This is a genomic window from Mucilaginibacter pocheonensis (genome assembly GCF_031456535.1).
Taxonomy (GTDB): domain Bacteria; phylum Bacteroidota; class Bacteroidia; order Sphingobacteriales; family Sphingobacteriaceae; genus Mucilaginibacter; species Mucilaginibacter pocheonensis.
Map to the genome: position 1 here is coordinate 96,141 of NZ_JAVDUU010000004.1, position 20,970 is coordinate 117,110.

Here is a 20,970-nt window from a genome sequence, read left to right on the forward strand (position 1 = left end):
CTTATTTTTTCTTTTTTACCGGCGGCGTAACAAAATTCAACTCACTTTTACCCAGATCTTTTGATGTAGCTACCGCTATACCCCGCTGGTCGGCTTTATTTACCGCGCAGTAAAAATGATATACCACACCTTTGTATTTCACAACAAATGATTTATGGGCAAACATATTGTCATAAGGTTCTGATGATTCGATCAACTTGTCGCCGGTCCAGTCGGTCCAGTGCACCAGGTCATAAGAGGCGGCAAAACGGTTAAACACACCCGAAGTACCGGTTTTCCAGAACGCGCCGAAGTAGAACATCACATAAACATCCCCTATTTTCTGAATGTACGGATCGCCGGTAATACCATCGCCATGATCAAGCACTGGGTTTTTACCAAAGCGCTGCCAATGCAGCATATCATCAGAAACAGCCATACCAATACGCTCGGCACCGCGCTTTTTATTAACACTATCGCCATTAGCGTTGTAATACATTACAAAAGGATGCCCCGTGAGCTTGTTTTTGTCCCATATAACGGTTTGCTTATATTGCGTATGGTTGTCCCACCAGCTTACATCTTTATCAATACTTGATAACACAGGATGACCAAGCCGCTGCCATTCATGCACCGTGGTTGGATCTTGATGGGTATAGGCTATGCTGATGGAGAGTAAACCCTTTTCATACCCTCTGCTATGCCCGCCAAAGTACGACATCCAGTGCTTGTTCTGATATTTTTGAAGCCCGTATGAGCCGCCCCATTTATAATCCTGCAAAGCTATATACCCGGCTTTCTGGTTATTGTCCCATTCCGTGGTGTCTGAAAACGACAGGATACGCCCGCGGCTGTTCCAGTGCAGCAGGTCTTTGCTATCAGCCAGCCAGGTTTCATAACCCCGGCCGTTGAATATCACATAGGTCATGTACCATTTATTCCCTTTTCTGAAAACGCTGGGGCAATCCGCTTTTTTTGAATTGCTGTCGGGCACTATTACCAAACCATATTTATAGGGCGTTTTTACCTGCTGGTAAATATCCTGCATCACTTTGTCAGACACCGTTTTGGGCTGGGTTTGCGCGCATAACCGGGCTGTTGCCAGGAGGCAAATAAATAGTACAACTTGTTTAAATGTATTTTTCATAAATAAAATCCTGTTACCGGGCTATAAATGTATAATTGCCCGAGCCTACGCTTATCAATGCTTTACCATCCTGATAGCCTATAAATTTCATATCTTTTTTATTCCTGATGCTTTGCCCGTCAGTTGTAATTAAGGCGCTTTTACTTACCGGCAAGCTGATAACTGCAGTTGTATTGGCAGGGACGCTTACTGCCAGCTCAAATTTGCCCGCATCCTTTTTCCAGCTGCTGGAGATAGTACCATAGGGCGACTGGTAGCTGGCGGCGGCACTGGTTATATCGCCAACCGTTTGCGGTCTGATCTCGATCTTGTTGAATGCGATAGCGTCATTAGATGGGCGAATGCCCGCCAGTCCGCTATAAAACCATTCCATTAAATGCCCCAGCATAAAATGATTGTTTGATACAGCCGACAAAGCCGCCCATGATTCTGTAAGGGCCGTGGCACCGTGGGCCAGCTGATAGCCATAACCAGGCTTGTCATCACGGCTGTTCATATCGTAGATCACATCTGACCGCCCCGCATCGTCAAGCACCCGCAGTAGATACCGGTAACCAATATCACCGGCGGTAAGACTATTGCCCCGGTCGCGGATATCTTTTACTATATTATTTATTACCGCGGTTTTAAATTGCGGTTCAACCAGGCCTGCATATACCGACATGGCATTTGCAGCCTGACTCCCGGTGCCGTATTGTTTGGTATCGGCATTAAAGAATTTTTTATTGTAGGATTGCTTAACCATCGCGGCCAACTTTTTGTACGCCGCCGCATCGGCAGGTTTACCCAGCAGCATGGCTATTTTACCGGCAATATTCAGATCATAATAATACAAAGCTGTAGCCGTGATGCCCCTGGGGGTTAATTGTGAAACACCCGGTGGCTTTGGTCCCAGATCATACCAATCGCCCAAACCCTGGTAAAGCAGGTGATCATCCGCCTTTTTATCAAGGTAAGTTAAATAGCGCTTTATCATATCGTAGTTTTCGATGAGCACCGCCTTACCGCCATACCATTGATATACATACCAGGGCAAAATAACGGCATTGCTGCCCCACTCTGGCGAGTCGCGAAACGGTTCTTCAAACTTTACAAACTCAGGTGCTATCTCGGGGATCAGTCCATCTTCCGTTTGCGCTATGCGCATATCATTGATGCACTTACGCGCCAGGCCGGCAATATCATAATTGTAATGCAGCGAGCTGCCAACCAGGTGCGCTTCTTCAAGCCATCCCAACTTTTCGCGGTGCGGGCAATCAGTAAATACGCTGGCCATATTGCTTTTCATGGCCCAGTCAATGAGCTTAAAAGTACGGTTAAACAGCTCATTGGAGCATGTGAACTTGCCCATGGTGGCGGCGCCATTGCGGGTATGCAAACCTTTTATGCTGTAGAGCACCGGGTATTGTTTGGCGTTGATTTCATTTTGCGGAATGGCACCTTCTACCTGTAAATAACGGAAGCCATAATAAGTAAACTGAGGCTGCCAGGTTTCGATGCCATCGCCTTTTAAAATGTAATTGTAGTAATGCGGCCCGCCTGATCCCTTCTGATTAGCGCTTCCATCCGCATTAACCAATTCTGCCGGGATGATCTTTACGGTATCGCCCTTTTTGCCCTGAACAGTGATCTGCGGGACGCCGGAGAAGTTTTGCCCCATATCATATATCCATGCTCCTGTAGCCAACTTGGTTTTGTTTTGAGGCGTAAATTCCTGCATTATTTTCAACGGATCGGCCATTTGGGCGTTTAGCAACGGCGGGCCATCAATAATGATCACTTTACGCCAATTGGCGTCGTTAAAACCATTAATATCCCAGCCAACCTGCTCCAAGTGGGCGTTATAGTCTTCGCCGCCGTAAATACTGGTAAAAGTAATGGGACCCGGCGCTGTTTTCCATGAAGCATCACTTACCAGGTTCTCAGTTTTTCCATTCCTATATTCAACCACCAGGCGGCATATCATTTTGGGGTAGCCAAAAGCGCCGGTAAGCTTGCGGTAACGTTTATCCCGCGGGATGTAATAAAAGCCGTTGCCAAGCATTACGCCGATGGTGTTTTTGCCTGCTTTTAAATCATGGGTAATATCAAATGGTACGTACAAGGCTTGCTTGTCATATTTTGTCCAGCCGGGGTCGAGAAAATGATCGCCTACTTTTTTACCATTTAAACTCAGGTTAAAATGACCTAAACCACAAACGTAAAGCGTAGCCTTTTTCAGTTGATCGCCTACGCTGAAGGTTTTACGCATCAACGGCAGTATATCATTTGCCTGGCCCAACTTTTTTGGCCCTTTGCCATGATAAAACGGCACAATAGCCGATGTATCGGGCAGTTTATCATAGGCTATCCAATCGGCACCATTCCAGTCGGCTTTGGTTAACAATCCCATTTGCCAGCTGGCCACGCTGCTCCAGGCCGAAACCTGTCCGTGATTATCCCAAACCATTACCTTCCAATAGTAAGTTTTTGCCGCCTGGAGTTTGATACCTCTGTAAACTACCTGCAATGAAGCTGAGGAATTAGTTTTTTTTGAATCCCAAACATTGCCCAAATTGGTCTTTAGTTTATCCTCGTCGTCAGTTACCAATATCCGGTAAGCGGTTTGCAATATGTTACGCCTGTTACTCTGCAACTGCCAGTTTAGCCGGGGTGCCGCTGCTTCAACACCTTGCGGGTCCTGCTTATATTCACATTGCAAGTTGACCACTTTTAACCCCTGTGCAAAGGTTTGCACGGGTAATAATAACAGCAGTATATAAATTCTTTTTATCATCATTTTATTATCGTCACTGCATTTCAATTCCTGATATATATAAACCAGCGGCCTGTATACCGGTAATTACCAGCTTATAATTCCCGGCATTGATACTTGTACCTGTAGTTGTAGCTACCGTACCTGATTTATTTTTGGGCACAGGCTTAAAGCTGATATGCTCCTCTTTCATTACTGTTCCATCAGCCGCTAATAGCTTTATACCGGCTGTAAAAGTCTCATTTGCAGGATTATAATATTTAATGCGCAAAGCATACAGATCTGCTACACCGGGCGTAACCGGAAATGACACACTGCCATTTTCTGCCTTAAAGCTGATCACACTTTTTCCGTTCAGGGTGTCTTTTACTACACCTTCATGCAGTTGGGCCGTTTCGGCTTTATAACTTATGGTTTTGCGCAGGTCAGTTGCCGGCTCAAGGGCGGTAACGGGCAACACAGCTACCGTATACATATATTTACCTTTATTGGCACCCAGCAAGATGGTATCTCCGTTTTTAAAACGTTTACGGTAAAGCGGTAATTTATGCCCGCCATTGGCATCGGTTTCTATTGATTGCCCGGTTATTTCATAGTCGTTTAGCCATGCCGGTTTTTGTTCCGGTGCGATATCCATAGCTACAAAAACATCAGCATCGGCATTTATTGTGAACACGGGGTTATCCGAAACGGCAGAATTACCAGTACGTAACCAATCGGCGCCGTAAAGTGCGGGCGGTAAATTGCTAAAGGTTATACCGGCGTCGGCATATTGTTTTTGACCGATGTCTAACCAGCTTTGAACCGACCAGTCTTTATTTGCTTTTAATAGTTTAATTATCCCGCTGTTAGCTTTCACCGCTGTTGCCTGTTGATTTAAAGTACTGATAGCTATAGCCGATATAATAGCTTCTCCGGCATCCGCATGGGGGAATGAAACCGTAAGCATCCCTGCGGTCACATGGGCTGTGATGGTTTTTTTCAGCGCTTGAGCATACCCGGACGCTTTAAAAATATCAAGGTTCCGGATCCTGGTTTTACCGTTAATAGCAACATCAAATAAACGCCACCCGGTACAGTCCATACCGCCGCCTGCACCATACCAGGGCTCGGTAAAATAGAGTTCAATCCGGTAATCGCCATCAGGAACGGGAAAGTTAAAATGCAACTTATCCATACCATACCTAAAGGTTTGGAACAAAGCCGAATCGTTTGTTCCGCTTATATGGTCAAACGTACGCTGCTGGCTTGCAAAAAATGCCGGCATACCAACGAAGCTATCGGTCCACGATGTGGAGCCGGGTTGTTTTTTATCATCCTGATGCTTATCTGCCATCCACAAATTAGCGTAGCTATCTCTATAATCCGGGCCGCCGCAATTTATACGATACAGGTAATTGTAACCGGCCGCGGGTTTAAGTAGTCCCGGGTTTGTTTTGCCGCTATTTAAATGCAGAGCGACAGGTAAATGATCAAGTACAATTTGGTCGTGGGCAACCGGCTTTCCGTTCACATAGCCTGTCGCATACAAAACATTATATTGAATATCAGCGCCATCCCATTGAAAATGAGTGCCGATGCCATTTCTTTTCTTCCTACCAAATGATGTATGCCCAACATCATTAAAAAGCTCCACCTCATCGCAATTGGAATAAACGGTTATGCTATCCTTTTTACCAGCAGTTAGCCAGCGGTTAAGCCAGGTATGTGATACAATATAAACCATTGGTTCTTTGTCCTTTGGCGCGTAATTGGCCCGGTAGATATAAAACGCGTCAGTAGGCTGCCCCCAGGATGTAAATAAACCTTTGTAGTTTACGGGCCCAACCCGGTCAAGCTCCCGCTGGCCCTCTCCGCCCTGCGTACGGCCTGGATTTTCATGCGAATACAATAACCATTGAAAATGCCCGGCAGCCTTATCTTTTACCGATTCGGCCAAACGTATTTTGGTCTCCATCAACTGGTTAAGGCGATCTTCGCTCAGCGGGCCGTTCTGATCAAATGGCCCTTCGGTATGCAGGCTCAGGCTGCGCCAGGCGCCATACTCGCCTACCAGTATTTGCTTTTTCAAATCCTCACCATAGGTTAAGGGATTGCCGCCATAGGTGCCTGTCCAGTTTTGGGGCACATCCCAATCTGTGCCGCTGCCGCCGTTGCAGGTAGTTATTTTGCGTTGCGATGAGGCGGTAGGATCAAGTTTGCGGATCAGGTCGCTGCACTCTTTGGCAAAATCAGCTGGCAGCTTGCTTTCATTCTGCAAGCCCCAGAGAATAACCGACGGGCTATTACGCCGCTCCCTTATCCAGTCGACCAGCAAGGCTTTGTAACTATCCCTAAACTCCTGTGTATCAAACCATATATGTGCCGAATATTGCGGCCACCAAAGTATACCCAGCTTGTCCCAATACTGCTGATAGGCTAAATTATGTGGTTGGTGGGCATCCCTGAAAGCGTTAAAACCGGCCGCTTTTACCTGCATTACCCTTGCTTTTATGCCGGCATGGGTAAACGCATGGCTTTTACCCATCAAATGTTCATACTCGGCAACGCCGTTTATAAATACAGGTTTCCCGTTCAGATAAAACCGGTTATCGCCGTTGTTGCGGCCGATGGGCCAACTGATCCACCGGATACCATAGGGTGTTGTTGTTTGGTCTTTTAGAGCACCATTTTCCCATATTTGAGTGATCAAATTGTACAAATACGGCTCATTTAATGACCATAAATGCACATTTTTAACACTTTTCAATGCGTTTTTGATCACCATTTTATCACCGGCCTTTATATTGCCTGTGGAACTGGTTTTTGCTACTGACCGGTCGGATTGGTCAACCAGGGTGCTGGTGATTTTTATGGATGAAGCCCGGCTGCCGTAATTTTTAATTTCGGTTTCAAGGTTGAGGGTGGCCGACTTTTCTGATACCGTGGTGTCATTCCAGATGTGTACGCCAAAAGGCTCAACCCTTATCTCATTGGTAACCATGAGGTGTACCGGCCTAAAGATCCCCATAGGTTGCGATCCTTCCGAAAAACCCGGATCATCAGAACAACCACCGCATACCCATGGCAGGTTTTTAATGTAAGCCGGATGATCGGCACGAACGCAAAGCAGGTTTTGCCTGCCCGCTTTTATGGCATCCGTAACATCAAGTGTAAAAGAGGTGCGGCCGCCGGCATGGTAACCTACTTGCCTGCCATTAAGCCACACCGTTGCGTAAGAACCCACGCCTTCGAACCATAAAAAATAACGTTTACCTACCTGTTTGGCCGCCAGGGGGAATTCCTTCCTATACCAGGCACTTCCATGCCTGTTACCGTGCTTAAGGCGGCGATAGCCTTCATAAGTATCCCAGTTATGGGGCACGTTAACCATTTCCCAGTTTTTATCGGCAAAGCCGGCCTGTTCAAAACCGGGATGGGCCTTGATATTGTCATCACCGGCAATGGTACGCCAGTTGGTATTCAATGCGATATCCTGCCGGGTATTTTGCTGTGCAAATGCGGCATCAGGGGCAAAAACGGGCAGCAGACTTATCAAAAGCATCATAACCAATCGGTGATTTAGTATTTGCCCTTTAATATAACCTATGCCCCTGCCCATTATTTACAGTTGTTTTAAACCGGCATCAAAGCGGTATGTTTTGCCCTTTTGTGTTTCAACGCTGATGGTTTTATCCTGGTAGCGCAGGTGGCAGGTACCGCCATTTTTTGACAGCACCTCCAAAGTTTGCAGCTTTCCTCTTTGCCAGCTAAAGTTCAGATCAAAACCGCCGCGGGCGCAAATACCTTTTATAGCCCCTTCGGTTAAGGCTGATGGCAGGGCGGGCAGCAGTTCAATATCATCGCCCTGGCTTTGCAGCAGCATTTCTGACAATCCGGCCGCGCCGCCAAAATTGCCGTCTATCTGGAAAGGCGGGTGCGCGTCAAACAGGTTATGGTAAACGCCGCCTTTTTCTTTACCGGAGCTTACATCGGCGGGCGACAGCAATTTGGTGAACATAAGGTAAGCATGGTCGCCTTCTTTCATCCGGGCCCATATGTTCACTTTCCAGGCAATGCTCCAGCCTGTACCTTCGTCGCCTCGGTAGTGCATTGATCTTTCGGCGGCCTTCATCAGTTCCGGGGTTTTCCAGGTAATATCAGTACCGGGAAATACCCCCCACATGTGCGATACATGCCGGTGGGTATCTGTAGTGTCGTCCTTGTCCTCCATCCATTCCTGCAGCTGTCCGTATTTACCTATCTTGTTTGGAACAATCTGGTTATATTTAAGCCGCAGCGTATCGGCAAAGGCTTTGTCAATCCCTAAAAGTTCTGACGCGGCTATGCAGTTCTTAAACAGATCGCGAATGATCTGATGATCCATAGTTGGCCCGGCTACCAGCCCGCCGTGCTCCGGCGAATTGGACGGTGTGCTTATCAGGTAGCCAGTTTTAGGGTCTTTCACTAAAAAGTGAACAAAAAATTCGGCCGCACCCTTCATTTCGGGATAAGCGCGATCCCTTAAAAATACCTCGTCCTTTGTATACAGATAATGCTCCCACAACTGATGGCAAAGCCATGCCCCGCCGCTTACCCAAATGCCGTGGTTGGAGGCATTTACAGGCGCGGTACCGCGCCATTGGTCGGTATTGTGGTGCAGCACCCAGCCCGGCGCGCCGTAATGTTCACTGGCTGTTGCTTTGCCGGTTTGCGCCAGGTCATCAACAATACCAAAAAACGGTTCGCTGCATGCCGACAGGTTGAGCACCTCGGCGGGCCAGTAGTTCATTTGCAGATTAATGTTGGTGGTATATTTACTCCCCCATGGCGGTGTAAGCAGGTCATTCCATAAACCCTGTAAATTGGCGGGACCGTTGCCTGGTCGCGATGATGAAATGAGCAAATACCTGCCATATTGCGTATAAAGTGTGATGAACGAAGGATCGGGTGTTTCCCTGAATTTCAGGATGCGTTCATCGGTTGGAAGATCGGCATTAACCCCTTTGCCCAGGTCAATAGAGAATGTATTAAAATACTTTTGGTAATCTTTTATATGGGCAGCTTTAATGGCTGCATAACTTTTATGCTCAATAACGGTTATTTGTTTTTTACAGATAGCCTCGGGATTGCCTGATACATCATGATAATTTTTGAAGTTTGTTGCCGCGCTTAAATAAAACGTGGCTTCATTGGCACCGGTAACGGCAATATTGTTTGCAGTTACCAGCACCTTGCCGCCTTTGGTTTGTATATGCAGGTAACTTACGCCTTTTAAAACGCCGTCGCGGATCTTTAACGATAAAGCCAGCGTATGATCGTCAACCTTGCGGGTAACAAAATTTTTGTGCAGGCTTTTCAGCAATGCTTTCAGGCTGATGCTGCCGGGCTTGCTGGCGGTAAGGTGAATAGCTATAACCTGATCGGGCGCGCTGCTCAGGTATTCGCGGGTGTAGGTAACACCATTGGCCTTATAGCTCACATGGGCGGTAGCATTACTAATGTCCAGATCGCGCATATAATCAGTTACCGCCTGTTTAGGGAATTGCAGGTACACATCAGCAAACGGCTGGTAATCGGCATTGTAGCGCGGGTACGACGGTGGATTGTCATCTTGAATCCAGTATTTCCATTGAGATTTTAACAGTACGCCGTTCTCCGGATTTTCCCCTTCGGGATATACAGCAAATTTTTCTTTGACGGTGGTTAATCCGCCCTTATCAAAAAAGTTAATAACCTGAACAGCGATAGTATTTTTGCCCTGGTGCAGCAAACCGGCGGGTATGGTGTATTTACGATTTGCTGTATTTGCGGCCGAACCTATCAGCTTACCATTAACATAGGTATGATCTATATCCCGCACACGGCCAATGCTCAGTACCATGTTTTTGCCGGTCATGTTTGCTGGCATATCAAACGTTGTACGCAACCAAACGGCACCGTCCAAACCCTCAAAACCGGGAGTTATTTCCCAGCCATTGGCAGCGGGCAGGTTAATAGTTTTCCATTTACTGTCGTTAAACCCCGGGGCCGCCGGAGCAACAACAGCGCTTACTTTTTTTAACCATTTAGTAGAATCGGGAGCATAATTGGCCTCATTGCTTTTCATGCCCATGAAGTGTTGCTGGGCCAGGGCTTCGGCTTCGGGTTGCTTGCCATCAAATAGTAACTGGCGGATCTGCGGCAGGTATTTTACCGCCCCTTTGCGCTCATAAGGCCGCGGACTGCCCGTCCACAAAGTTTGTTCATTAAACTGAACGCGGTCTTCTTCTGCGCCCCCAAATATCATGGCCCCTAAACGGCCGTTGCCTATGGGTAAGGCATCCGTCCATTTTTGGGCCGGTTGTTTATACCATAATTTCAAATCGGTTTGCGAGCGGGCCGCATCAGCAACCATTACTAATAAAATGGCTGTTACTATGTGTTTAAGGGCCAGGTGCCTTTTGTTTTTCATATCCCCTAAATTAGTTAAACAGCCAGCGTAAATCCTTAATATTTCCCGAATTGCTTAAACCGGCATCATAAACCGGGATGTAGGCTTTATCATCAACAATACCAAGAATTAAACAAGCTCCTTTACCCAAAGTAAGTGTATTGCTGCCGGCTTTAAAGGTGTAGGCGTGTACATTAACCGGGGGCATACCTTCTATCTGGATGGCATTGGCAATTTTAGTATCGGCCTGTCCGTAATCATTAGCGCTGGCATCGGTTTCCAACTGTGGTTCGGGCGAGTAACCTGCATCTTTAGTGCTGAAAAAGCCAACAAGCACTTTTACCGGTTTGCTGCTGGTAAAGCTAAGTTCTGTTCCGTTTTTAAGCTGATTTGCCTTGTTTAGTTTGATGGCTTTAAGTCCGGCCAGTTCCGGCGCCACATTTTTTATGGCCACAGTAGTATCTGCAAACACCTGCTCACCCGCGGTAAGTTTATAGTAGCCTGCCGATGGGATGTTTACAGCAGCATCGGTTAAAACAACCTTTTCTGTTTTTTTCGATGTAGCCTGGGGTGACCTCAATGAATCGATATTGCGTTTAAAATTGTCCAGCTCCTTTTGGTAAACTGGCAACAGCTCTACCCATGTCTTCATTTTGGCATCGTTACCGCCAACAGGAATTTTACGCTGTTTGGTTTGCATACTATTGGCATACAGGTAGGTATTTTTAGTGAGATCAACCAGTTCCTTGAAATATTTCAGACTGGTTTGCAGTTCGGGCAGGGCCTTTTCCAGGTCGGCAACGTTATCAGAATATTTATACCTCAGTACCCACAGTGCCGCTTTGGCTTTATAAGCATAATTATTAGCCAGTGCATTGTAGCAATACATATCGTTTTTAAACCGATTAAATTCGACTTTATCTTTGGTTACCCCCGCCGAAGCCTTGTTTGCAGCCTCAATAGCCGCCCTGCCCTGCGCTATTACACTATCAATCACTTTAACCGGTGTTTCGCCAATATGCGGCAGGTGTTTCCATTCCTTTTCGGCATACTCGCTCATCATTTCACCTACCGGACCTTCAGAATTATAAAGCAAGGTGAACAAACCAAACTTTTCGGGATTAACCAGCTGGCTCATGAGCATACCCAGGGTCATGGTTTGGCGGTTGCCGTCGGTAATACCAAAGCGCCTTAGCAGTTCAGGGGCTATCTCGCCAGAGCGTTCATAAGCCTTTAAAATATCCCGGCCGTGTGCCGCGTCGCTGCCATATTTGGCAGCCAGCTGATTTGCCCAATAGTTTATTTCCTCTTTCCTGTCGCGGTGGCAGTTCCAGGCATAACGCGCCCATTCTTTGTACCAGATCCAATCGCGGTCAATTTGCAATAAACGGCTGTTGCCGCTATTATCGGCGGTATATGGCCAGTCCCAATAGGATGCCTGCGGATAAATGTGCAAGCCATTTGCGCCATAAGCATTGTGCATGGCCAGCACGCATTTCTGTATAAAATCGGCCGAGCCATAGCGAAAGGGCTCCAGGTTGGCCAGGATGTGCACATTTTCAATCTGTACGGTGCCAATACGGCTCAGTGTGCGGTGCAGATCGGCCCATGGGCCATGCGGCTCATAAGTAGTAAGCGCCTCGCCATTGTATTTGGCCATGGTGTACAGGTTTTTATATAGCGGCTGGGCATATTTCATTACAGTAGGCGCATCAGAATCATGCGCACGCAATACAATTGGCGGTTCATCGGTACGGCCCAGTGCTTTTAAACCGTCCTGCACGCCCGGAATAATGGTTTTGGTGAACCATTCGGTATCATCCTGCCCTACGCCTTCCATGGCTTCGCCCAGAGTGATAAGCAACCCTACATTGGGGTATTTTTGCACAAAAGCGGCGATTGACTTGCGGGTATAATCGGCAATAATGGGTACGATATGGCGATTGCGGTCCTGTGTTTTCAGGTTGTTCTTTTCGGCAAATGGTTTGGATACGATGATATTGTAAAAGCCCTGGATAAGCCAGATACCGCGTTTATCGGCCTCGCTGGCTAAAAAATGGTATATATCCTCATTCCTTTTAAAGGTAGCGTCATCAACCTCAACGGCATAAGGATATTCCTTTACTTTTACCAGCGATGCAAACGGATGACCGTTCCACAAGTACAGGGAGTTCATGCGATTTTCGGCAAGGGAATCAAGGTATCTTAACCACAACGCTTTATCATAAAACCACGGGAAGTTTTGGGGGGTGTACGGATATTCATAAACACCACGCCCCGGCAATAAAGCGGGCTTTTGCACACCCACGCAGGCACCACGCAACACCATTTCGGGCTCATCGGTAATTGCTAATTTTGAGGGTAAGCCTTTGTTATTTCTGATCCTTTCGGCCAGTTCAAGGCAGCCATACAAAGCACCTGAATTATCAGCCCCTGCTACAATAACGCTCTTGTTTATGCCATTGATAATAAAACCTTCTTTTCCGGGTGTTTTGCCAATGGCCGTGTGTTGCTTTAAAAATGCCGTTTTAATAAGAGCATCCTGCAAAAGACCTATAACAATCGACTGCCCAACAGCGGCTTTGGCTGCCTGCTGCGTTACAACCGTATATCCCACCGCCTGCAATGCCGACCTTAATTTTTGAGCACCGTAATCCAGTCGTTCATGATGCTTTGCCGGCAGTATAATGGTTATTTTTTTTACCGGTTCTTTGGCTTTTAACGATGAGTAAGGGCAACTGAGCAACAGTATCAGCAACACGCAGCTATATGATATTTTTATTTTCATGTTTATCGTCATTTGCCACAAGGCCCTTTTGGGGTACTAAGAACTGGTATGGCAGTATGTTAAGATGGTATTAAGATTTGAACTTAATTGGTTGTATAACATTCAAAAATATTGGTATAGCCTGGTAATTTCATGCTATATTTTTCCCAGGTACTATACGATATTACCATCCTTGAAAAGAGTATTAACAAGAAAGCAGGTTATGATTAAACAGGAAGCTTTACCAGTATATGTTTGAGCTGTGTGCTGCGCTTAATTACTTTACCATCGGCATAAATTATGAAACCTTTGCCCTTGCGGTATCTGGTGCCGGTTTTATCCCACAATATGCTGATATAGTGCCCGTGATACAGCACATTGTCCAAAGCAAACCATTTCCACTGGTTTTGCGGTATAAGCGGGAAGATCTCCAGCACATTGTCGGCCCGTGGTTTAAGGCCCACCAGGTTGCTGATCACCAGATCACAAAAACCCGAATGGTTATAGTAACTGCTGCGCGGGTTATCGCCTTTGAGCCAGTAGCCGGTTTTTTCGTCCTGGTACTCACCCAGGTAAGGCACGCCCCGCTTAATGTGCGATAAGGCATATCTGTGCAGGTTGTTATAAAAAACAGCCGGGCTCATACCGTCTTTATTTTGATAATTAGTAAGCAAATTGGCCAGTCCCTTTAATGTTTGGGTGGTAGCAAACGGCCATACCGCCCCATCCCATTCGCAGCCATGCCCCGTACCATGTGTACGGAACAAAGGGTGCCTTCTTTCGGCAGTGGTGATACCCCAGGGGGCGCTAAAGCCCGTGGCATCTGTCAGTTGTTCCCATTGTTTGGCATAAGCCGGCTTGTCATCGGGCAGGTTAAAGTACCAGGGGATAAAGCCCAACTCTTCGCGCGCATCCGCAAAATGGCCATCTGGTTTGCGCACTTCAAAAAACGAGGCGCTGCTGTTCCATAAACTGTCCTGAACCAGCTTTTTTAGTTCGATAGCTTTTTGGGCATACTTGCTTTTTAAAGTATCGTTACCCAGCAGCGCGGCCATTTTTGATAAAGCCACGGCATTGCCATACATATAGCTATTAATGGTCGGCCGGATGTTCTTTATCTTTCTGCCCCCGCTGATGGATTCTTCCATCGCGTCGCGCACATCAAACTGCCAGAAGAGTTTGGAGGGCAATTGTTTTTCGGTTTCCCACTTGTTGTAATCTGAATTTAGCGGGAGCAGCGCCTGCCCAACAAATGATCTGTTGAGGTTAACCAGGTAATAATTGTAAACGGCATCGTCTATCCAGCTGCTAAAGGCGTGCAGATGCGGCTTTTTTTGTTTGGGATCAGCATACAGCCAGAAATTAATGTATTGATTGATATACTGCTGATCATGTAGCCAGCGCCCTTCATAAACCTGGTGACCAAGCGCGCTGCTGGAGCTGTTATAAACGCCGGTAAAACTTACCGGCGTAATAAATTCTGTAAAAATAAATCCGTCCGGGGTTTGTTTCAGGTGCTTCCTGAATGTCCACCAGCGGTAATAATATATTTTTTGGATAGCTGAGTCCGGGCATTCAAACAGCGGGACGTTTTTGGCCAGCCAGTCATAAGCATGGTCATTGGTCACATAATTCTTTACCGTTTCGGTGTCAATTGAATTAAAATAACCAACATAACTTTTCAGCTTATTAAAGCTTAACAAATGCTTTTGCTGTGCACAGGCATTGCCTGCCACTAAGGCGAAAAAGCCTGTTATCAAACACCATACTTTCAGCTTTCTTTTCATAATTTATACTTCAACCATGGCCTTGATAACGCCATTGGCCGGGCTTAGCCAGCTTTCAAACTGGTCTTTTACCTGGTCAAATGTTACGCGGTGGGTAATATAGGTTTGCGGGTCAACCAACCCGTTTTTCATCGACCGGATCACGTGCTCAAAATCCTCGCGGGTAGCGTTACGGCTGCTCATCAGGGTAGCCTCGCGCTTATGAAACTCCGGGTGGCTCACTATGATCTCGTCGCGCTGCAGGCCAACCAATACATATCTGCCCCCATGGGCCAGGTATTGAAACGCGCCGTTAATAGCCTTTTGGTTCCCGGTGGCGTCAATCACCACAGTGGGCATATCGCCATTGGTAATGGCAGCCAGTTCCCCGGCCACGTTGCTATCTTTTACGTTTATGGTATGCGCGACCTTTAAATTGTTTTTGCAAAAGGCCAGGCGCTGCGGGTTAACATCGGCGGCAATAACGGTGGCGCCCGCTATACGGGCAAACTCCATAATGCCCAGGCCAATAGGCCCGGCGCCAATCACCAATACAAACTCTCCAGGCTGTACGTTTGCCCGTCGTACACCGTGCGCACCGATGGCCAAAGGCTCCACAAGGGCCAGCTCATCAAAGCTTAACCCCTCGCCGTGCACCAATAAATGCGATGGCACCTGCAGGTATTCGGCCATGCCGCCATCAGTATGCACCCCGCAAACCTGAATATTTACGCAGCAATTGGGCTTGCCCGAACGGCAGGCTATACAATGCCCGCAATTAAAGTAAGGGATAAAAGTTACAGACTCGCCTTTTTCAAAACCCGGGGCATCGCCGGCATCCACCAATTCGGCGGCAAGCTCATGTCCCAATACCCGCGGATAACTAAAAAATGGCTGCGTACCCTCAAACGCGTGCAGATCTGTTCCGCATATACCAATGCGTTTTATTTTGAGCAAAGCGTTGCCCGGCTTTACTTGCGGGGCATCGGCGGTGCCGTATTCCAGTTTCCCGGGGGTTATACAGGTTAATACTTTCATTAGATATATCAATTTATAAAGAAACGCCTCTTTTCCATGGAATAAAGTCGTCCTGGCCATGCCTTACGGCGCTTACCTCAATTTCGCCGCTTGCCACTTTAACTACATAATCAAGTATCCGCTCGCCGGCCTGTTCAATAGTTTCGTCACCCTCTACAATGGTACCTGTATTTATATCAATGATATCGCTCATCCGGTTAAACAAGGTAGTATTGGTGGCTATCTTTATCACCGGTGTAACCGGGTTACCTGTTGGTGTGCCCAATCCCGTAGTAAATAAAACAATATTGGCTCCTGAACCTACTTCGGCGGTGGTTGATTCTACATCGTTACCGGGTGTACATAATAAATTCAGACCAGGTTTGGTAACCTTTTCGGGATAATCAAGCACGTCGGCCACCGGCGATGTACCGCCCTTTTTTGCAGCCCCTGCCGATTTGATCGCGTCAGTTATCAGTCCGTCCTTTATATTTCCCGGCGACGGGTTCATGTAAAAACCCGAGCCCGCTTCCTCAGCACGCTGACTGTAGCTGCGCACCAGGCTGGCAAAGCGCTCGGCATTGTTTTTATCCAGGCAACGGTCTATCAGGTTTTGTTCAACGCCGCATAGTTCAGGAAATTCCGCAAGGATAACCGAACCGCCAAGGGCAACCAGCAAATCAGATGTATAACCAATAGCCGGGTTTGCCGAAATACCCGAAAAACCATCAGAGCCACCACACTCCAGCCCGATAACCAGTTTGCTTAAAGGCGCGGGCTTGCGCGTATTGGCGTTAGCCTGCATTAAACCGGCGAGTGTTTGGCGTATGGCCAGTTCCAGCAGGTCGGCCTCTTTACCGGTTTTTTGCTGATCAAGTATATATAAAGGCTTATTGAATTGCGGTGAGCGTTTGTTTATCTCTTCCTGTAATATCCTCACCTCGGCGTTCTGACAACCCAGGCTTAGCACGGTAGCACCAGCCACATTTGGATGCGTAATATACCCTGCCAGCAAGCCGCACAAAGTAGTAGCATCCTGCCTTGTACCGCCACAACCGCCGGTATGTGATAGAAATTTGATCCCATCAACGTTCGGAAACAATTTATCTCCCGAAGCCCGAGTAGTATCGCCATTGATCTCGGTATAAAGTACCTCTTCAATTTGTCCGCCCGCTTTTATTTTACTGATCAGTTGTTGTGCCTTGATCTCATAAGTTTTTTTGCGACCGTAGCCCAGGGGCTTTACCAGTGCTTCCTGTAATACCTCAATGTTGCGGTTCTCGCAAAATACCATGGGTATTACCAGCCAGTAATTGGCAGTGCCCACACTGCCGTCCTCGCGGTGGTAGCCGTTAAATGTTTGATTTTGCCATTTACTTACATCCGGTTTGTGCCAGTCGGTATGGCTGCTGCCCGTTAAAAAACTATTGGCCGCGTGCACTACGTTGCCGGTTGATAATAAGCCCCCAACCGGGATATGGCTTTGGGCCTTTCCAACCAAGACACCATACATGATAATTTCGCCCCCCTGGGGGATATCTGCAATGGCAAACTTATGTTTGGCCGGTACAAATTCAAGTATCTTATAACGGTTATTGTTATAGGTCACTTCCTCACCAGCCTGCAGATCGGCCAGTGCTACCAGCACATTATCTGCCGGGTGTACTTTTATTATTCTTTGTTTCATTGTAGTAAAATTCAAATAGCGTTAAGCTCCAGCTGTCCGTTTGCGTTAATGCGGTTAAATTGTTCAATTACGGCATCTTTAAATCCCGGTAAAACACTCAGGTCAGCATCCCACAGGTCCTTATTCTTTAATACGTTTTGTATCACCATATTGATATCCGCGTTTTCCCAAACCCTTGAAAAATATTCGGCCTGGGTGTCGGTAACTTTGTATACCACGTTATTAGCCGTTCCGGTATATTGCCCCTGGGTGCCGCCTTTAATCTGCATAAACCTCATAAAAGCCGCGAAACCAAGTGCCATACATTCCGGCACCGAATTACTTTGCTTATAATGGTTTAACAATAAAGGAATAACCCGCATTTTAATTTTAGTACTGTATTGCATGGAAATGCTCAGCCACTCGTGCCTGATGTTCGGATTGCGGAACCTGTCCAAAACCTTATTGGCAAAATCAGTTGCTACGGCTTCATCAATTTGATATGGAATTGCAGGCATGATCTCGTCAAGCATCAGGCGGGTAATAAATTTGGTAAACTGTTCATCATCCATAGCATCCTTTACCGTTTTAAACCCCGACAGGTAAGCAACCGCGCAGCTTAAGGTATGTGTACCGTTCAATAAACGCAGCTTTAATTCTCTGAACAGTTCAATGTCCGGGGTTATAACAACACCTTTATCCGCCTGGGCAAATGACAATACCGATGCTATCTTTTCATCGCCTTCAATGGCCCATAAACTGTACGTTTCGGCCATGATGCTCAGGTTATCGGTATAACCGTTTTTAGCTTCAAGCTCGTCACTTAACGTCTTATCAGGCCTTCCGGGCACTATCCTGTCGACAAGCGAGTTGCAGAAGCTGTTGCTGCTTTCCAGCCAGTCCAGAAACTCGGGTTCCAGCTTGTTCAGGTGCGCCAGCTCCAGTACTATAGCTTCCAGCTTTTTGCCGTTATCAACAATAAGTTCTGTTGGGATGATCACCAGGCCGGTATCAGCGCTGCCATTAAAAGCTTTATAACGCTCATATAAAACAGCCAGCAGCTTGCCGGGAAATGATACCGGGGGATGCTTGCGTACATCTTCCTTTACCAGTTTAATGCCAACCTCGGTGGTGTTTGAAATAACTACCTGCAAGTTAGGGTCGCGTGCAACTTCCAGGATAGCGGCCCACTCGGTTGAGGCTGATAATACCCTGCTGATGGCCGAGCATATAACCTGCTCATTTACCTCGGTACCATTTTCAATGCCTTTTGAATATATGGTGTACAAGCCATCCTGTTTATCAAAATCGGTTACAGACCCGGTATCGGTCGACTTCACAACCACTACCCTGCCGTTAAAAATTTTGTTACGGTTGGCTTTGTCAATAAAATAATCGGGCAGGCCGCGTAAAAGTACGCCAGTGCCAAATTGCAGCACCTTTTCAGGCAGGTCAAATATTTGCTCTCCGGGCAATTCCAGCGCCGGGGCGTTTATTTTTTTGAGGTTATATTTCGATAAGATCATTGTGCGTATGAATTGATATGGTAATAATTACTTATGGTTTGTTGATATTTGTTGAGCCAACCACTTAACCACGTCATTGGCGGCATTAAAGTTTTCATAATCAAACGGCAGTTTACGGCCATCGGTATATTCATTATAAAACCAGGGATCGCCCACGGCTAATACTGTGCCCTTGCCATATCTGGCTGTGGCCACAATAACGTCATTCCCCTTGGTAAGACGGGGCATGGCGGGAGCGGTTACCTGGATGGTGCTCAGCTCTTTGATATATGCTTTTTTCGTGGTTTTAAATATGGTGTTGCCATTTGGTATATCAATAGCCCCCTGCTCAAACTGACGGCCAACCACTCTATTTACACTATTTTCATTAAAACGGATGCCAAATTTTGCCATTAGTTTATTCAGGTGTGTAAACTCGGCATTACCGGTATCATTGTTTAATACCAGCAATACGCCGCCATTCTTCACCCATTCAGCTATCGCTTTAATATGTGGTTCCTCAATAAATTTAGCATCGGGATTTTCTTTGGGGATATCAGGATCTGTAATAATATAAACAGCTGCTTTTTTTAAGTTGGCGGCATCAGGGGCTTGATTAAGCGTTTCGGTGCGGAGGCCATAGTTGTTAAAAACACGCCCGAAAAGAGAAAAGCCATTGTTATCCCATTCTTCCCATTTGTAGTGAAAAGAAATGGCTTTCCCGGTAATATCATGCTTATGTTCGTTATTAAAATAGCTGTCAAGCAAGGCTATTTTACTTTTACCTTGGTTCAAATGCGCCAAACGCTCCATCTCTACACTGGCCAGCATAAAAGCGCCTACGCCTTTAGTTTCGTTAACTACGGGCCTTTCGCTGGTATAATATTGGTAGCTGCCATCGCGGTAAGGATTGCCGCCTAAACCAACTGCTCCGCAAACACCTTTAATGTTAACCTGTCCGTTCACGTCGGTTTCAATAAACTGTTTAATAATGCCGGCGTATGCTTTTTGTGCTGCGGCCTGGTATTTTTGAGGCAGATACCCCTCGCGTACACCTTTGGCAAGGGCGTATACAAACATGCACGATGCCGACGATTCCAGATAATTATCTTTGCTGCCTGCTTTATCCAATACCTGGTACCAAACGCCGGTGCTTTTATCCTGATATTTTACAATAGCTGCGGCAAAACGGTTTAAAATAGCCAGCAATGCTGCTCTTTTAGGATGATTGGCCGGAAAATGATCCAGCACGTCAACAAGTCCCATTACGTACCAGCCGTCGGCCCTGCCCCAAAAGACGGGCGAAAGACCCGTTTGCGGATTAGCCCACTTTTCTTTTTTACTTTGATCCCAGCCATGATATAATAAACCTGTTTTGGAGTCACGGGCATATTTTTCCATCAGGATAAACTGGCTGGCTATATCATCAAAATCCGTTTCCTCATGAAATGCTGTGGCGTACTCACCATAAAAAGGTTCGGCCATGTACAAACCATCCAGCCACATTTGGTTGGGGTACCGTTTTTTGTGCCAGAAACCACTCTGGGGCACACGCGGATGCTGGTTAAGCTGCTTACGCAGCAGCGTAGCCGCTTTGTAGTATTTTTCGGTATTTAATACGTTGTAAAGCATCATCAGGCTTCGCCCCGGCAAAATATTATCCAGGGTGTAATCCTCAGCTTTGTACGTGCGGATAGAACCATCGGCGCTTACATACCGGTCCATAGCACGCTGTATGTATTTAAAATAATCGTTATTGGCTGTTTGCAGCCAAACGCTTTGCAGCCCCTGCAAAACTATGCCCTGATCATAAGACCAGTTATGGCCAGGCAATGAATCTGCCCACAAATGCATTGCAGTAGCAGCCATTCGCTGCGACCACGGCTTTTCCGTTTGTGCCCGTAATAGCAATCCCGGAAATAAAAGGGCGCATAGTAACAATGTTTTCTTCATTAT

10 protein-coding genes are annotated in these 20,970 nt (G+C 46.7%); all 10 read right to left on the minus strand.

Annotation, left to right across the window (positions count from 1 at the left end):
- Position 1 precedes the first annotated feature (1 nt).
- Positions 2 to 1,126: a glycoside hydrolase family protein gene (locus J2W55_RS18865; protein ID WP_310099297.1), complete on the minus strand. Its 1,125-nt coding sequence runs from the start codon at positions 1,124 to 1,126 to the stop codon at positions 2 to 4.
- A gap of 13 nt (positions 1,127 to 1,139) precedes the next feature.
- Entirely contained in the window at positions 1,140 to 3,905 is a 2,766-nt protein-coding gene (locus J2W55_RS18870; RefSeq protein ID WP_310099299.1) for a family 78 glycoside hydrolase catalytic domain, read from the minus strand.
- 10 nt (positions 3,906 to 3,915) lie between these two features.
- Entirely contained in the window at positions 3,916 to 7,428 is a 3,513-nt protein-coding gene (locus tag J2W55_RS18875) for a malectin domain-containing carbohydrate-binding protein (protein ID WP_310099302.1), read from the minus strand.
- 57 nt (positions 7,429 to 7,485) lie between these two features.
- Positions 7,486 to 10,314, minus strand: a complete 2,829-nt coding sequence (locus tag J2W55_RS18880; protein WP_310099305.1) for a glycoside hydrolase family 95 protein — start codon at positions 10,312 to 10,314, stop codon at positions 7,486 to 7,488.
- Between the two features lie 10 nt (positions 10,315 to 10,324).
- Complete coding sequence (locus tag J2W55_RS18885; RefSeq protein WP_310099308.1) at positions 10,325 to 13,081, minus strand: alpha-d-galacturonidase; 2,757 nt, start codon at positions 13,079 to 13,081, stop codon at positions 10,325 to 10,327.
- A gap of 206 nt (positions 13,082 to 13,287) precedes the next feature.
- A complete protein-coding gene (locus J2W55_RS18890; RefSeq protein WP_310099311.1) occupies positions 13,288 to 14,847 on the minus strand; it encodes an MGH1-like glycoside hydrolase domain-containing protein in 1,560 nt (519 codons plus the stop codon).
- A 3-nt stretch (positions 14,848 to 14,850) separates the two neighbouring features.
- Positions 14,851 to 15,864 carry a zinc-binding alcohol dehydrogenase family protein gene (locus J2W55_RS18895; RefSeq protein ID WP_310099315.1) on the minus strand — a complete coding sequence of 338 codons (1,014 nt, stop codon included), beginning with the start codon at positions 15,862 to 15,864 and terminating at the stop codon, positions 14,851 to 14,853.
- A 13-nt stretch (positions 15,865 to 15,877) separates the two neighbouring features.
- Positions 15,878 to 17,530, minus strand: a complete 1,653-nt coding sequence (locus tag J2W55_RS18900) for a UxaA family hydrolase (RefSeq protein ID WP_310099319.1) — start codon at positions 17,528 to 17,530, stop codon at positions 15,878 to 15,880.
- An 11-nt stretch (positions 17,531 to 17,541) separates the two neighbouring features.
- Entirely contained in the window at positions 17,542 to 19,035 is a 1,494-nt protein-coding gene (locus J2W55_RS18905) for a tagaturonate reductase (RefSeq protein ID WP_310099322.1), read from the minus strand.
- Between the two features lie 27 nt (positions 19,036 to 19,062).
- Positions 19,063 to 20,967, minus strand: a complete 1,905-nt coding sequence (locus tag J2W55_RS18910; RefSeq protein ID WP_310099327.1) for a glycoside hydrolase family 88 protein — start codon at positions 20,965 to 20,967, stop codon at positions 19,063 to 19,065.
- Positions 20,968 to 20,970: the final 3 nt, after the last annotated feature.

Bases quoted from the DNA above. Each gene is read 5' to 3' on its own strand.
- J2W55_RS18865 (WP_310099297.1), bottom strand. From the start codon at position 1,126: ATGAAAAATACATTTAAACAAGTTGTACTATTTATTTGCCTCCTGGCA.
- J2W55_RS18870 (WP_310099299.1), bottom strand. From the start codon at position 3,905: ATGATGATAAAAAGAATTTATATACTGCTGTTATTATTACCCGTGCAA.
- J2W55_RS18875 (WP_310099302.1), bottom strand. From the start codon at position 7,428: ATGATGCTTTTGATAAGTCTGCTGCCCGTTTTTGCCCCTGATGCCGCA.
- J2W55_RS18880 (WP_310099305.1), bottom strand. From the start codon at position 10,314: ATGAAAAACAAAAGGCACCTGGCCCTTAAACACATAGTAACAGCCATT.
- J2W55_RS18885 (WP_310099308.1), bottom strand. From the start codon at position 13,081: ATGAAAATAAAAATATCATATAGCTGCGTGTTGCTGATACTGTTGCTC.
- J2W55_RS18890 (WP_310099311.1), bottom strand. From the start codon at position 14,847: ATGAAAAGAAAGCTGAAAGTATGGTGTTTGATAACAGGCTTTTTCGCC.
- J2W55_RS18895 (WP_310099315.1), bottom strand. From the start codon at position 15,864: ATGAAAGTATTAACCTGTATAACCCCCGGGAAACTGGAATACGGCACC.
- J2W55_RS18900 (WP_310099319.1), bottom strand. From the start codon at position 17,530: ATGAAACAAAGAATAATAAAAGTACACCCGGCAGATAATGTGCTGGTA.
- J2W55_RS18905 (WP_310099322.1), bottom strand. From the start codon at position 19,035: ATGATCTTATCGAAATATAACCTCAAAAAAATAAACGCCCCGGCGCTG.
- J2W55_RS18910 (WP_310099327.1), bottom strand. From the start codon at position 20,967: ATGAAGAAAACATTGTTACTATGCGCCCTTTTATTTCCGGGATTGCTA.